This window comes from Kaistella montana, assembly GCF_024436175.1.
GTDB classification, from domain to species: Bacteria; Bacteroidota; Bacteroidia; order Flavobacteriales; family Weeksellaceae; genus Kaistella; species Kaistella montana.
On record NZ_JANFQP010000001.1, the window covers coordinates 852,396 to 867,250 of the forward strand.

Here is a 14,855-nt window from a genome sequence, read left to right on the forward strand (position 1 = left end):
TTTATATAATAATATAAACCGCTTGAAAAATTCAGGCGGTTTTTTTATACCATCACAAAAAATATCTTATCATGAAACAAATATTAATTACCAAACAAGATTTTACCCGTATTCATAAATCCATCAGCGATGCAAAACAGAAAAACAGCATCAAAAAAGAAGATGCCGAAAAATTGCTCAATGAACTACACGCTGCAAAAATTGTGGAATCCGAAGAAATTCCGGCAGATGTTGTTACCATGAATTCTGTGGTAAAAATTCATTTTGAAAATAACAAAACCGTCACCGAATTCAAAATTGTTTACCCTGACCAAGCCGATATAAAAGCGAAAAAAATATCTATTTTCTCGCCGGTTGCATCAGCACTAATCGGATATCGAGTGAAAGATGAAATCGATTGGATCGTTCCTTCTGGATTGACCAAAATTATCATCGATGAAATCATTTATCAACCCGAAGCTGCCGGAGATTTCGACTTGTAAGACATCTATTAAAAAACTGGTTGATCATTTCAATCAGTTTTTTTGTTCCAATAAATCCGAATATTTAAAATAAATTTGCAAAAATAATCTTGTGAAAGACCTGCTCCTCATCACCCCTCCTTTTACGCAACTCAACACGCCTTATCCGGCGACGGCTTACTTGAAGGGATTTCTCAATACGAAACAAATTTCCAATTTTCAAATCGATTTGGGCATTGATGTTATTCTGGAATTATTTTCTGCAGAAGGTTTGCAACTTGTTTTTAATCAGAATTTACCTAAAAATATTTCGCCCAATTCCCAAAGAATTTTTGCTTTAAAAGATCAATACATCAAAACAATTGATCAGGTAATTCTTTTTCTACAAGGCAATAATCCGACTTTGGCTAGACAGATTTGCAGCCATAATTTTCTGCCTGAAGCTTCACGTTTTCAGCAGCTCGATGATATGGAATATGCATTTGGAAACATGGGTTTACAAGACAAAGCCAAACATCTCGCAACGCTTTATTTAGAAGATTTATCCGATTTTATTGTTGAAAATATTGATGAAAATTTTGGTTTCAGTCGTTACGCAGAAAGATTAGGAAGAAGCGCCAATTCTTTCGATGAAATTTATGAGCAACTCATCGGACCGCCCACTTTTATTGATGAAATTACCTTAAAAATTCTTCAAGAAAGAATGGACATTATTCAACCGAAACTGGTTTGCTTTTCGGTTCCTTTTCCCGGAAATTTATATTCCGCTTTTCGATGTGCAGAATTTATTAAAAATAATTATAAAGACACCAAAGTCGCAATGGGCGGCGGTTTTCCAAATACGGAATTAAGAGAACTTAATGATCCTCGAGTTTTTGAGTTTATTGATTTCATCAGTTTGGATGATGGCGAATTACCGGTAGAATTGATTTTTGAAAACTTAAAATCTGAAAATCCGGAATTTAAAAGAACTTTTTTGTTGGAAAATGGACAAGTTGTTTATAAAAATAATTCTTCCAGAAACGATTATCGCCAATCGGAAATCGGGACTCCAGATTATGCCGATCTTCCACTCCATCGATATATTTCGGTAATCGAAATCGCCAATCCAATGCACAGTTTGTGGAGCGACGGAAGATGGAACAAACTCACCATGGCGCACGGTTGCTATTGGGGAAAATGTACTTTTTGCGATATTTCTTTAGATTATATTAAAATTTACGAACCGATTTCGGCGAAAATTCTTGTAGATCGAATCGAAGAATTAATCGCTACCACCGGCGAAACTGGATTTCATTTTGTAGATGAAGCTGCTCCTCCTGCGTTGATGCGTGAAGTCGCCTTGGAAATATTGCGAAGAAATTTGGTCGTAACTTGGTGGACCAACATTCGATTCGAGAAAAGTTTCACGGCAGATTTATGTTATTTGCTGAAACTTTCAGGTTGTGTAGCTGTTTCCGGAGGTTTGGAAGTCGCTTCTGATCGTTTGCTTAAACTCATCAAAAAAGGAGTTTCGGTAGCGCAAGTTGCCCAAGTAACCAAGAATTTTACCGAAGCTGGAATAATGGTTCATGCGTATTTGATGTATGGCTATCCGACTCAAACCGAACAGGAGACCATTGATTCATTGGAAATGGTAAGACAAATGTTTGAAATGGGAATCTTGCAAAGTGGTTTCTGGCATCAGTTTGCGATGACTGCTCATTCGCCTATCGGTTTGAAACCCGAAGAATTTGGCGTAACACCCGTGATTAAGGAAATCAGTTTTGCCAATAATGATATTGAATTCACCGACAAAACAAATATTGATCATTCTAAATTCAGTTTTGGACTAAAAAAATCACTTTTCAATTACCTTCACGGAATTAATTTTGAAATTCCGTTGCAGGATTGGTTTGATTTTAAAATTCCAAAAACAACTGTAGATCCGAATTATATTCATGATTGCCTTTTGGATGACGAAAATTTCAAGTTTAATGGAAATTCAAAACTGGTCTTTCCAATCAATCATTTCATTTCGGAAACGGTCATTAAAACTAAAAAAAATATTTCCTATCAGAATACAAAACTTACTTTTCATTTGAAAACCAATTTACTTTCCATCATTTTGGAAGAGGAGAAAGCATCTTGGTTGACGAAAATTTTAAAGGAAAATTCGATTCAGAATTCCAAATTGATCACTTTGCAACAATTAAAAGAGGATTATGAAAAAACAATGGAAGATTTCGAATTGTTTTGGTTCTCGAAACCGATGATGCAACTTAAGGAAAACGGAATCATCTTAATTTTATAAAAAAAAATCCCATCTTAATTAAAAGACGGGATTTTTTTTATGATTCAAAATAATTATTCAGCGAGAATAATTCCTTTGTTATTATTAAATTCAATAACGCCACTTTTCACAGGGAAAGAAAATACGCTTTCTTTTTCGTTTTCTTTAGTGAAATGTTTTTCGTATTTCTCATCGATCTGGTTAGTAAAAACTCTTACTTTACCACCGATTAATGATGCTACGATTGCGGCGTGATCTTTCATGATATGGAAATCGCCATTTTTTCCGGGAAGCAAAACAGATTTTACTTCGCCTTCAAAAACTACAAATTCCGGGGTTAAAATTTTTATATTCATTTCTATTTAGATTTAAAGATTTCAGATTTCAGATTTCAGACAAAAGTCTAATGTCTGTTTTCTGATGTCTTGTGTCTAATTATGCGTTTTCAGCAAGCATTTTCTGTCCAGCTTCGATTGCTTCTTCAATGGTACCTTTAAGGTTGAAAGCAGCTTCTGGCAAGTGATCCAATTCTCCATCAATAATCATGTTGAATCCTTTGATGGTATCTTTAATATCAACCAATGCACCTTTCAAACCGGTAAATTGCTCTGCAACGTGGAATGGCTGAGAAAGGAAACGCTGTACTTTTCTTGCACGGTAAACAGAAAGTTTATCTTCTTCTGAAAGTTCTTCCATACCTAGAATCGCGATGATATCTTGTAAGGCTTTGTATTTCTGAAGAATTTCTTTTACTCTTTGTGCACAGTCGTAATGCTCATCACCTAAAATTTCAGGAGTAAGGATTCTAGAAGTTGAAGCCAAAGGATCAACCGCTGGATAAATACCTAATGAAGCAATTTTTCTGTCCAATACAGTAGTTGCATCCAAGTGAGCAAAGGTTGTAGCTGGAGCCGGATCCGTAAGGTCATCCGCAGGTACGTAGATCGCCTGAACTGAAGTAATTGAACCATTTTTAGTAGAGGTAATTCTTTCCTGCATCGCACCCATTTCAGATGCCAAAGTTGGTTGGTAACCTACCGCAGAAGGCATACGTCCAAGAAGTGCAGATACCTCGGAACCTGCCTGAGTAAAACGGAAAATGTTATCAACGAAGAACAAAACGTCTCTTCCTTGCCCTTGTCCGTCACCGTCACGGAAATATTCCGCAATTGTTAAACCTGAAAGCGCAACTCTAGCTCTTGCTCCAGGTGGCTCGTTCATCTGTCCGAAAACGAAAGTACATTTAGAGTCTTTCATTTCTTCCATATCAACTTTGGATAAATCCCAACCTCCATTTTCCATAGAGTGCATGAATTCATCACCATATTTAATAATGCCAGATTCTAGCATCTCTCTCAAAAGGTCGTTTCCTTCTCTGGTTCTTTCACCTACACCGGCAAATACAGAAAGTCCACCGTGTCCTTTTGCAATATTGTTAATCAATTCCTGGATCAATACTGTTTTACCTACACCTGCTCCACCGAACAAACCAATTTTACCCCCTTTTGCATAAGGTTCTACAAGGTCGATTACTTTAATACCTGTAAAAAGTACTTCTGCAGAAGTAGAAAGTTGATCAAATTTTGGTGCTTCTCTGTGAATTGGTAAACCACCGGTTTCTTTAGAAACTTCTTGGATTCCATCAATCGCATCACCTACTACATTAAAAAGTCTTCCGTAAACACCTTCTCCAGTTGGCATAGTAATTTGTCTGCCTTGGGAAATTACTTCCTGACCTCTATGAAGTCCATCAGTTGCATCCATTGCGATACATCTTACGGAATCTTCGCCAATATGTTGTTCTACTTCAAGAATTACCTTGTTACCATCAACTTTAGTGATTTCCAGTGCGTCGTAAATCTTCGGAAGCTCTGCAGCATCTGTGAAAACTACGTCGATTACCGGACCGATAATTTGAGAAATTTTTCCTTTAATTTGGTTTGCCATTGCTAATTTTTTTCTTGAGTGCAAATATAATGAAAGTTCCCAAATCTGCAATTGCTTAAAAAGAAGATTTTTATCATATTTGCAAAACAAATTTTTCCTCTTGAAAATCACTGAAAATTTATCGCAATATTCTTCTAAAATGCCTCTTGCATTATCAATTGGTATTTTTGACGGCGTGCATATCGGGCATCAATCCATTATTAAAAAACTAAATGCTATTGCTCTAAAAAAAAATCTGGAGTCGGCAATTCTTACCTTTTGGCCGCATCCTAGAACGGTTTTCAATCCGAATGAAGATTTAAAATTCTTAAATACCATCGAAGAAAAAATTTATCTTCTGGAGAAAAAAGGAGTTCAAAATTTATTTTTAAAAGAATTTGATGAAGAATTCCGGAATTTGACCGGCGAAGAGTTTGTAAAGCAAATTTTGGTTGAAAAACTGAATGTAAAGCATTTAATTATCGGTCACGACCATACTTTTGGGAAAAACCGAAGCGGCGATTTCGCTTTGTTGCAAAAAATGTCTTCCGAATACGATTTCGAAGTGGAACAAGTTGAAGCAGTCGATTTTCATGACAAACACATCAGTTCTACACAGATCAGAAATGCCCTTATAGAAGGAAATGTGAAAGAAGCCAACGAAATGTTAGGTTACATTTATTCCATTTCGGGAAAAGTTGTTCATGGAAAAAAAATAGGGAGAACAATTGGTTATCCTACTGCAAATATTGCGACTGATCCGGCGAAACTTTTACCAAAAAAAGGGGCTTATATTGTTGATGTTTTTGTGAAAAACCAACATTACAAAGGAATGCTGAGCATCGGAACCAATCCGACAGTAAACGGAAATTCGCTTTCCACAGAAGTTTATATTTTAGATTTTAATGGAGATATTTATGGTGAAGAAATTTCGGTAAATTTTAGAGATTTCCTCCACGATGAAATTAAATTTGAATCTCTAGAAAAACTAATCGAAAGATTGGATGAAGATAAAAAATTGACCGAAAATTTCGATTTCTAAGCATTCAAAACCTCTTCTCTTTTCTTTTTGGTCAAAGAATTTAAAATTAAATCATAGGAATGATCGATCATTTCTTTAATTAAATTAGGCTTTAATCCTTCACACAACACCGAATTCCAGTGGGTTTTATTCATGTGATAAGCTCCGGCAATCTGCGGATATTTTTCACGGAGTTCTTCGCTCCACTCCGGATCGGTTTTTACCGCAATACTTAATGGCTGTTTTTCCAGCGACATGAGCAGAAACATTTTACCACCAACTTTCAGCACCAAAGTTTCTTTATCAAAGGGAAAAGTTTCTTCAACCGCTTTCTTTGCGAGGCAATAATCCAGTATTTCGTTGGCATCCATAATTTTAATTGAAGATAAATACGATTTTTAAAACAACTATTTCAAACAAATTTAGTAATTTTAAAGAAGAAAAAATATTCCTCAATTATTAATTCAATAAAAAATGAAAGCACTCGTAATCGGCGCAACCGGCGCTACAGGAAAAGATTTGGTTTATAAATTATTGAATGATAAAGATTATGAAGAAGTAAATGTCTTCGTGCGAAAACCGATGAGCTTTGAACATCCGAAACTAAAAACCCATGTTGTCGATTTTGAAAATCCTGAGAAATGGCGAGATTTGGTAAAAGGCGACGTGGCTTTTTCATGCCTCGGAACCACGTTGAAAGCAGCCGGAAGCAAGGAAGCTCAGCGAAAAGTGGATTATGATTATCAATACAATTTTGCGAAAGTAGCTAAGGAAAACGAGGTGGAAGATTATATTTTGGTTTCATCTTATGGAGCCAGCCCGAAATCGAAAATTTTTTATTCGCGGATGAAAGGCGAATTGGAACAAAGCATAAAATCTCTTCATTTCAATAAAATTACGATTTTTCAACCCGGAATGCTCGATCGAAAAGATACCGAAAGAACCGGTGAAGTTTTGGGTGGAAAAATCATTAAATTCGCTAATAAATTTGGAATTTTAACTCAGCAAAAACCTTTACCAACCGATATTTTAGCGCAGGCAATGATCAATTCTTCTAAAATAAAATCTTATGGTTATTCCAAAATAAAACTCGGAAGTATTTTCGGTTTTGCAGAAAAAACCAATGGTTAAAAAACAAAAAAAGCCCCGAAAATTCAGGGCTTTTATCTTTAAAAATCATTTTCAAAGTTATACTTTCATGATTTCTGCTTCTTTCACTTTCAAATGATCGTCGCAAGCTTTCACGTATTGATCGGTAAGATCCTGAATTCTCGCTTCAATACCTTTGATCAAATCTTCTGAAACGCCATCTTGTTTTTTCAGTTCTTTCATTCCGTCTTGTCGGGCATTTCTTACAGTTACTTTGGTTGCTTCTGCTTCAGTTTTTGCAGTTTTCGCTAATTCGCGTCTTCTTTCTTCAGTTAAAGGCGGAACATTAAGAATAATGTTTTCACCATTATTCATCGGAGCAAAACCAAGATTTGAATTGATAATCGCTTTTTCAATAGCGCCAATTGCAGTTCTGTCCCAAGGTTGGATAGAAATCGTCATCGCATCCGGAACCATCACGTTAGCAACTTGGTTAAGAGGCGTCGGAGCGCCATAATATTCTACCATCACATCCTGAACCATCGCTGTAGAAGCTCTTCCGGCTCTGATTTTCTGAAAAGCATGATCCAAATGCTTAATTGCTGCATTCATTTCCTGCTTCACCACGTCCACAATAAGTTCTAATTCTTCCATAAATTTTTAATTCTGGGGTTGAAAATATTATTCACCTCTATAAAATTGGTTGTGAATAAACTTTTTAATTTTAATTTAATGATCCCAACGCGAAAATCGGGGATTTATTTTTCTTTATTAACATTCACCAAAGTACCAATGTTTTCGCCTTCAACAATTTTCAGCAAGTTGCCTTCTTTGTTCATATCAAAAACGATAATGGGTAAATTATTTTCATGACTTAAGGTAAATGCAGTCATATCCATTACTTTCAATCCTTTCTCGTAAACTTCATCAAAAGTAAGGGAATTAAATTTCACAGCGTCATCATTTTTTTCTGGATCAGAATCGTAAATTCCATCCACTCTTGTTCCTTTTAAAATGACATCTGCACCAATTTCGATGGCTCTCAAAGTAGCTGCGGTATCGGTTGTGAAATATGGATTTCCTGTTCCTGCTCCGAAAATGACCACTCTGCCTTTCTCCAAATGTCTTGTTGCTTTTCTTTTGATGAAAGGTTCTGCCACTTTGTCCATTTCGATGGCAGATTGTAATCTTGTAAAAATTCCGGCATCTTCCAAAGCGCCTTGCAACGCCATCCCGTTGATAACGGTTGCCAACATTCCCATATAATCACCCTGAACTCTGTCCATTCCTTTTGCAGCACCGGCTAAACCACGGAAGATATTTCCACCACCGATTACGATTGCAACTTGGCAACCTTTGTCAACTACTTTTTTTATTTCTGCGGCATATTCTTTCAGTCGGTCATTATCAATTCCGTACTGTCGGTTTCCCATTAGAGCTTCGCCACTAAGTTTGAGAAGAATTCGTTTGTATTTCATTTTTACGTATGTTACTTTTTTTGCTTTGCAAATATAAGGAAACGCAAATAATTCCGTTAATAGATTTATATTTACTGAGAAATATTTTGAAAAAAATTAAAAAAATTATTTTTGCAAACATAAATACAGATTTGAAAAAACTAACTGCCGTTTCAGCACTCCTTATTTCAACCGTTTTCTTGGCTCAAGAAGGTAGCAATGTGTACGCTTTTCTCAACACTCCAGTTTCCGCACGACAAGCTGCGTTGGGAGGTGATGCGGTATCTATTCGGGATTATGATGTGAGTTTTGTGGCAGCGAATCCTGGTTTGATGAATCTGGAACAAGACAAAATGATTTCTCTAAATTACGCTTCTTATCTCGCTGATTCAAAATACGGAACGATTAGCTATGTAAAAGATTTGCAAGAAGGACATTTGATTTCATTGAGTGCAAAATACATTGATTATGGAAGGATGCCGAGAACCGATGAAAGTGGAGTTATTGATGGTGAATTTGGAGCGATGGACGCATCTGTCGGGGTTGGATATGCTTATCAGTTTGAAGAAAACTGGACCGTTGGAGGAAGCGCCAATTTCGTAAGTTCCAAAATCGACAATTACACTTCGATGGCCGTTGTCGGGAATGCCGGAATTACCTATCATAATAACAAGACGAATGAAACTTTGGCCTTAGTTTTCAGAAATTTTGGTTATCAATTTAAAACCTACAATGGAATGCGGGAAAATGTAGCTTTCCGAGTAGATTTGGGCTATACCAAAATTTTAGAGGAATTCCCTTTGGCATTTACTATTACCGCACACGATCTGCAAAAACTAAATATTTCACAAGATTATAACAACAATGGTCAGGAAATCAACTGGACAAGAAAATTTGCTGATCATCTTTCACTCGGTGCAGAACTTTTTCCTCAGCAAGCATTTAACATTCGATTTGGTTACAATATAAAACGCGGAAACGAGCTCGCTGTACTGGATCAAAGAAGTTTTGCAGGACTTTCTGCAGGTTTTGGAATTAAAATTTCTTCTTTCCGTTTCGACTATTCTCATGTGAGGTATCATAATTCTTCTAATGTGAATATGTTTGGATTGACTTTAGATTTAATCGAAGTTGGCGGAAACCGTCGTTAAAATACAATTCAAAATTATTTTTTTTCCTTTTTAATCATTTCTCAAATTCAAAAAAATTGATGAAATTTGCGGTATGAGAAAACCCGTAATCGCCATTGATGGCTATTCATCTACCGGAAAAAGTTCAATCTCCAAAGTCATCGCCAAAAAACTCGGGCTGATTCACATGGATACCGGCGCGCTTTACAGAGGCGTTACCTTCTTCGCAATCAACGAATGCTCCGACGAAAACGGAAAAATTGATCTAGAAAAACTCTTCAAAAAATTGAATGACATTCATCTCGAATTCAAGAAAATTGATGAAGAACTAATTCTGTTTCTCAATGGAAACGATATTTCTAAAGAAATCCGAACCAACGAAGTTTCTGGAAATGTAAGTCTAATTGCCTGCCAAAAAGAGGTGCGCGATTATTTGATGGAAACCCAACGTTCGATTGCCCAAAAAGGTGGCGTAATCATGGATGGAAGAGATATCGGAACCGTAGTTCTACCCGATGCTGATTACAAATTTTTTCTTACCGCAAGTATTGATGAACGTACGAAAAGACGTTTTCTGGAATTGCAAAGTTTAGGAATTGAAAACAGCGAAACCGAAGTAAGAGAAAACCTGATTTCCCGTGATAAAATTGACAGTGAAAGAGCAGTCGCTCCTTTAAAAAAAGCAGACGATGCAATCTTGGTAGATAACTCCAAAATGACCAAAGAGGAAACAATTGATTATATCCTTTCCTTCATTTCTTAAATTTAACAAAAATTTAAGACTGACATAATTTTCTTTGGTATGTAAATTGCAACTTTAGAGAGAGTTGAAAAAAAACACATTACAAAATTTATTAACTATTAAAAATTATCAAAATGTCTAAAAAAGGAAATAATGCAGCAGGAGTTTTAGCGGGTTTACTTGCAGGTGCTGCAGCTGGAGTAGTTTTAGGAATGCTTTACGCTCCAGAAGAAGGTAAAGAAACCAGAAAAAAAATTAAAACCAAAGCCAACGACCTAAAAGATCAGGCTGCCGATCAGTACGGAAAGGTATCTGAAAAAGCAAAAGAACAATTTCAGGAAGTATCTGGAAAAGTAAAAGATCAGTATGGTACCATTTCTTCTCAAGTAAAAGAAACTGCTGAAAAAGTAGTATCTTCTGTAAAAGAAGGATATGATAAATACAAAGATCAAGCAATCGCAAAAACAACAGAAGTTGTAAAAGATGTAGAAAACGAATTAGACGGATTGAAATCTTAAGTTTCCGTTTTATTCAATAAAATAAAAAGGAACTTTCTCTTAAGTTCCTTTTTTTGTAACTTTAAAAAAAATATTATGCTCGACCTTGTAAAAGAATATGCATCAAAAAGATTAGACCTCCTGAAAATGGAAGCCGCAGAGAAATCTTCTGTAACCGCAGGAACCCTTACCTTTCTGATAATGGCCGCTATCGCAGGTTTTTTCTTTATTGTATTACTCAATATTGGTCTTGGATTACTTATAGGATCCTATCTAGGAAACTACGCATACGGATTACTCATCATGTCGGGATTTTACCTTCTGCTTCTTCTTATTGTAATCTTCACGAGAAAAAATATTAAAAATACCATCGCCAATAAGATTATTAAATCATTAAACGACTAAATTATGGGATCGAAATACAGCAGCCTGGAAGAACTCCGTAGAAAAAAAGCACTTCTGAAACAAGAAGTAGCTGAGATAGAGGATCTGATTACTTTCGACAATGCCAAGGAAAGTTTAAGCGCATTCACCAACGGTTTTACTGACAAATTTCTAAAAGAAGAAACCAAACCCGATGGCGAGAAAACAATTGCGATCAACACCAACGAAATTGTAAAAGAATTCTCGAACAGCGTGAAAGATAAAGTGCTCAACCGTAATTCTGTATATGGTTTTGCCAAAAGCGATGCAGGAATGAGTTTGGTAGAAAACGCTTTGAAAATTGGAGCCGTTTCTTTTGTCGGAAATTATGCAAAAAAAAGCCTCTACAACAGCAGTTGGAAGAAAAAAATAATTGGTTTGGCGCTTATTTATTTAGCTCCTATCGCCTTAAGATTTATCCGACAAAAACTGGAAAATTACCAAAGAAATAAAACCGCCTCAAGTTTGGAGCAATTGATATAAACTCAAACCGCAATAAAGCGGTTTTTTTTATTTTTCAGAAAAAATTTGTCCCAGAATAATTCCCGCTGCCATCGAAACATTCAAACTTTCCGTAGATTTCGATTTTCCAAATCTTGGAATCGTTATTTTATGAGTTAAAAGTTGTTCAATATTCGGACGGATTCCGTTTCCTTCATTTCCGAAAATTAAATTAAACTTTTCAGGGAAATCAAACTGATAAAAATTTTCACCATCCATATCGGTTCCGATAATTGCAGCGCCGGAATTTTGAAGGTAATTTTCAATATTTTGATAATTGATATTGACGCGGAGAAAAGATCCCATACTTGCTTGAATCACTTTCGGATTATAAAAATCCACCGTGTCTTCGCTACAAATGATCTGCTCAATTCCGAACCAATCGGCAAGCCGAATGATGGTTCCCAAATTCCCGGGATCCTGAATTCCATCTAAAATCAATTGCACAGGAACATCTTGAGAAAAAACAGGCTCGAGAAGCTCACAAACCGCCACGGAATCTTTCGGATGCTGCAAAAAACTTATTTTTTTAAGTTCATTTGGCGTAATTTCTGTAGTGCTAATTTCTTTAATGCCCAATTCGCTGGGATTCACAGAGAATATTTCACTGATTTTGTAGCGAGAAAGGGGAATTTCTTTGATGGTTTTATTACCTTCAACCAAAAACAAATTGTATTTTTGTCTGAACTTCTTTTTGTCTAAAGACTGTAAAATTTTTATTTTATGAGCCGTAAGCATATATCAAAATATTTTCAAAAGTATTACTTATTTTTCGCTTCTGCAATTACCATAGGATTTCTCTATGCCTGCAGCACCACAAAAAAAGTCCCTGATGGCGAATTTTTACTTACCAAAAATACTTTCCGATTTGAAGACGGTAAAATTCATGAAGATGAAGTTCCCAATTATGTAAGCCAAAAACCCAATAAAAAACAGCTTTTTCTTTTCCCTGTCGGACTATGGATGTATAATACTACGAATCCGAAATACGATTCAATCTTGAATGAATATATGACTTATCCGTCGGAGATGAGAAATCAGAATTTGCGGGATTCGCTTTTCATCAAATACAATCATCCTGAATATGTAGGAAAAGGTCTTTTTTATGAAAGATTTATGCATAATATTGGTCAGCCACCGGTAATTTTAGATCAGGGAAAAACTGAAACTAGCGCCAACTCAATCCGAAAATTCTTTGTATTTAAAGGATATTGGGATGCAGATGTAAAATTCAGTCACGATTTAGATTCAGCTTCAAAAAAAGCTCAGGTAAATTATTTAATCACTCATAAAGATCCTACTTATATCAGCGATTATTACTACAACATTCCCGATCCGGCGATCAAAAGTATCTACGAAGAAGATTTATCTAAAAGTTTGGTGAAAGGAAAAGAAATTCTGGACCAAAGTGTTCTGGAAAAAGAGGTGAAAAGATTAAGCGATCTGATGAAAGACCGTGGTTATTATAAATTCAACTCGACCAACGAAGAAATTTATTTCACCGCAGACACTTTGCAAAGCAGAAAACAGGTTCCGCTTACCATGGACATCCATAGCGATTCCTTGGACACACCGTATCGAATTACCACGATTGGTGATATCAAAGTTCATTATATCGAAAAATTATCCGATACTTTAGAAACTGCGAAGGATTCGCTTTTAGGAATTAATTTCTACAAACTCGACGATCAGTATAAAACAATGTCACTTTGGCGACCAATTATTTTGAAAAAAGGCGATGTTTATCAGCAGCGAAATCTCGATCTTACGAAAAGAAACTTTGCTTCGATGAACAATTTCAATATTTTGAAGTATAACGAAACCCTTCGCAAAGATAACGACAGTATTTTGGATGTGAGTTATTACCTTGCTCCACTTGCGAAATACGATTTCAAAGTAGCTACTGACATCAATTATTCTCAAATTCTCAACTTTGGAGTCTCTCCATCGGTTGATCTTACGACGAGAAATATTTTTGGCGGCGCAGAAAACCTTACCACAAGTATTTCCGGAATTTTCGGATCGGTTGTCAATACAAAAGATGATACCAAGCGAAGTTTAGCATACGAAATCTCTGCACAAGCTTCGTTAAATTTCCCTAGACTTCTGCTGCCATTCCAATCCTGGAAGGTGATTCCCAAACGCTACTCTCCTACTTCGTCTATCGTTTTGGGAACTTCGGTTCAAGACAATATTGGATTGGGAAGAATTGGTTTTAATGCTGGTTTAAATTATTTTGCCAATGTAAATGATATCGTTTCGCATCGATTGACACTTTTCAACAGTCAGCTGAGTTTAACTCGAAACAAGGACCGTTACTACGATTTCTTTCCGAACGATCGTTTGGCAGTAAATGATGTTCATCAAATTTATTTCCAGTCGCATCCTGAATTACAAACCCAGTTGAATAATGGCGAAATTAGCTTCGATGATGTTTCTGCTACCATCAACCAAGATGCCAGTTTCCAACAAAGCTTAAATCCTGAACAGCAAAACAAATATTCCACTTTCCTACAGTCATTGATTAATAAAGATCGCCAAACTCAGGATGTTTTGATTTCATCATTAATTTATAATTTTATTTATAACGAAATCGGAAAAAAAGACCGTCCGAATCCTTTTTATTTCAATGCAAAATTTGAGTCAGCCGGAAATATTTTCAGCATCTTCAACGCGTCAGAAAAGCAAACAGGAGTTGTCTCCGGAACTTCAAAGAAAATTTTCGATATCCCTTATTCTCAATTTGTGAAATTCGATTTTGATGTAAGAAAATATTTTAGTTTTTTCAATGACAAACATACTTTGGCGCTACGCCAATTCATCGGAATCGGAATTCCTTATGGAAATTCTTCTACAATGCCGTTCGTGAGATCTTATTTCAATGGTGGATCCAATGATATTCGGGCGTGGAGAGTTTACGGCGGTTTAGGACCTGCAGATTCGCAATTGGACGAAAAAGTTCGCTCTTATATTATGGATAATTTAAAACTCACCACCAATATCGAGTACCGAATGCCGTTTACCAAAATGTTTGAAGGCGCTGCTTTTGTCGATGCCGGAAACATTTGGAGTTTGAAAGACAATGGCTTTGGTGACGAATTTAAATTCAATAAATTCCTCTCTCAAATGGGAGTTGGAACTGGTATCGGTTTAAGGATAAATGTGGCCTACATCACCCTTCGTTTGGATGCTGCTTATAAAGTATATGATCCCAATAAACCTATTGGTGATCGATGGGTCATTCAAAAATGGCAACCTTTGAAACCGGTTCTCAATTTTGCCTTTGGTTATCCTTTTTAATGATAAAAAACCGTCTCACAGCATGTTGAGACGGTT

At 36.0% G+C, this 14,855-nt stretch carries 16 protein-coding genes; 10 read left to right on the forward strand and 6 right to left on the reverse strand.

The window, feature by feature from the left end; all coding sequences use genetic code 11:
* Nucleotides 1–71: 71 nt before the first annotated feature.
* Both rnk and NOV28_RS03950 read left to right on the forward strand, forming a co-directional pair.
* Nucleotides 72–482, forward strand: a complete 411-nt coding sequence (rnk, locus tag NOV28_RS03945; protein ID WP_255927784.1) for a nucleoside diphosphate kinase regulator — start codon at nt 72–74, stop codon at nt 480–482.
* A gap of 91 nt (nt 483–573) precedes the next feature.
* Nucleotides 574–2,754: a B12-binding domain-containing radical SAM protein gene (locus tag NOV28_RS03950; RefSeq protein WP_255927786.1), complete on the forward strand. Its 2,181-nt coding sequence runs from the start codon at nt 574–576 to the stop codon at nt 2,752–2,754.
* A 53-nt stretch (nt 2,755–2,807) separates the two neighbouring features.
* On the opposite strand, the gene NOV28_RS03955 is transcribed toward NOV28_RS03950, so the two are convergent.
* On the reverse strand, nt 2,808–3,089 hold the full coding sequence (locus NOV28_RS03955) for a FoF1 ATP synthase subunit delta/epsilon (RefSeq protein WP_255927788.1): 282 nt from the start codon (nt 3,087–3,089) through the stop codon (nt 2,808–2,810).
* Between the two features lie 79 nt (nt 3,090–3,168).
* On the reverse strand, nt 3,169–4,680 hold the full coding sequence (atpD, locus tag NOV28_RS03960) for a F0F1 ATP synthase subunit beta (RefSeq protein ID WP_255927790.1): 1,512 nt from the start codon (nt 4,678–4,680) through the stop codon (nt 3,169–3,171).
* 100 nt (nt 4,681–4,780) lie between these two features.
* On the opposite strand from atpD, the gene NOV28_RS03965 reads away from it, so the two are divergent.
* Nucleotides 4,781–5,701 (forward strand): bifunctional riboflavin kinase/FAD synthetase, encoded by a 921-nt coding sequence (locus NOV28_RS03965; RefSeq protein WP_255927792.1) that lies wholly within the window; start codon nt 4,781–4,783, stop codon nt 5,699–5,701.
* On the opposite strand, the gene NOV28_RS03970 is transcribed toward NOV28_RS03965, so the two are convergent.
* Nucleotides 5,698–6,051, reverse strand: coding sequence for an MmcQ/YjbR family DNA-binding protein (locus NOV28_RS03970; protein ID WP_255927794.1), 354 nt, complete (start codon nt 6,049–6,051; stop codon nt 5,698–5,700). The two genes, NOV28_RS03965 and NOV28_RS03970, sit on opposite strands and share 4 nt — an antisense overlap.
* Before the next feature lie 103 nt (nt 6,052–6,154).
* Here NOV28_RS03970 and NOV28_RS03975 point away from each other — a divergent pair, with 103 nt between their 5' ends.
* Nucleotides 6,155–6,811, forward strand: a complete 657-nt coding sequence (locus NOV28_RS03975) for an NAD(P)H-binding protein (protein WP_255927796.1) — start codon at nt 6,155–6,157, stop codon at nt 6,809–6,811.
* A gap of 57 nt (nt 6,812–6,868) precedes the next feature.
* Here the strand turns inward: NOV28_RS03975 and frr are convergent, their stop codons facing one another.
* On the reverse strand, nt 6,869–7,423 hold the full coding sequence (gene frr / locus NOV28_RS03980; protein WP_255927798.1) for a ribosome recycling factor: 555 nt from the start codon (nt 7,421–7,423) through the stop codon (nt 6,869–6,871).
* Between the two features lie 104 nt (nt 7,424–7,527).
* The gene (gene pyrH / locus NOV28_RS03985) at nt 7,528–8,247 is read right to left on the reverse strand and encodes a UMP kinase (protein WP_255927800.1); all 720 of its coding nucleotides are present in this window, start codon (nt 8,245–8,247) and stop codon (nt 7,528–7,530) included.
* A 131-nt stretch (nt 8,248–8,378) separates the two neighbouring features.
* On the opposite strand from pyrH, the gene porQ reads away from it, so the two are divergent.
* From porQ to NOV28_RS04010, 5 genes are all read left to right on the forward strand, one after another.
* Complete coding sequence (gene porQ, locus NOV28_RS03990) at nt 8,379–9,377, forward strand: type IX secretion system protein PorQ (protein ID WP_255927802.1); 999 nt, start codon at nt 8,379–8,381, stop codon at nt 9,375–9,377.
* 73 nt (nt 9,378–9,450) lie between these two features.
* Nucleotides 9,451–10,119 carry a (d)CMP kinase gene (gene cmk, locus NOV28_RS03995; RefSeq protein WP_255927804.1) on the forward strand — a complete coding sequence of 223 codons (669 nt, stop codon included), beginning with the start codon at nt 9,451–9,453 and terminating at the stop codon, nt 10,117–10,119.
* Nucleotides 10,120–10,232: 113 nt separating this feature from the next.
* Nucleotides 10,233–10,616, forward strand: coding sequence for a YtxH domain-containing protein (locus NOV28_RS04000; protein ID WP_255927806.1), 384 nt, complete (start codon nt 10,233–10,235; stop codon nt 10,614–10,616).
* Between the two features lie 75 nt (nt 10,617–10,691).
* Nucleotides 10,692–11,000 carry a phage holin family protein gene (locus NOV28_RS04005; RefSeq protein WP_255927808.1) on the forward strand — a complete coding sequence of 103 codons (309 nt, stop codon included), beginning with the start codon at nt 10,692–10,694 and terminating at the stop codon, nt 10,998–11,000.
* A 3-nt stretch (nt 11,001–11,003) separates the two neighbouring features.
* The gene (locus tag NOV28_RS04010) at nt 11,004–11,501 is read left to right on the forward strand and encodes a phosphoribosyl-ATP pyrophosphatase (RefSeq protein WP_255927810.1); all 498 of its coding nucleotides are present in this window, start codon (nt 11,004–11,006) and stop codon (nt 11,499–11,501) included.
* A 27-nt stretch (nt 11,502–11,528) separates the two neighbouring features.
* Here NOV28_RS04010 and NOV28_RS04015 read toward each other — a convergent pair whose 3' ends face one another.
* A complete protein-coding gene (locus NOV28_RS04015) occupies nt 11,529–12,257 on the reverse strand; it encodes an RNA methyltransferase (protein ID WP_255927812.1) in 729 nt (242 codons plus the stop codon).
* On the opposite strand from NOV28_RS04015, the gene tamL reads away from it, so the two are divergent.
* Entirely contained in the window at nt 12,243–14,819 is a 2,577-nt protein-coding gene (gene tamL / locus NOV28_RS04020; RefSeq protein ID WP_255927814.1) for a translocation and assembly module lipoprotein TamL, read from the forward strand. The two genes, NOV28_RS04015 and tamL, sit on opposite strands and share 15 nt — an antisense overlap.
* Nucleotides 14,820–14,855: the final 36 nt, after the last annotated feature.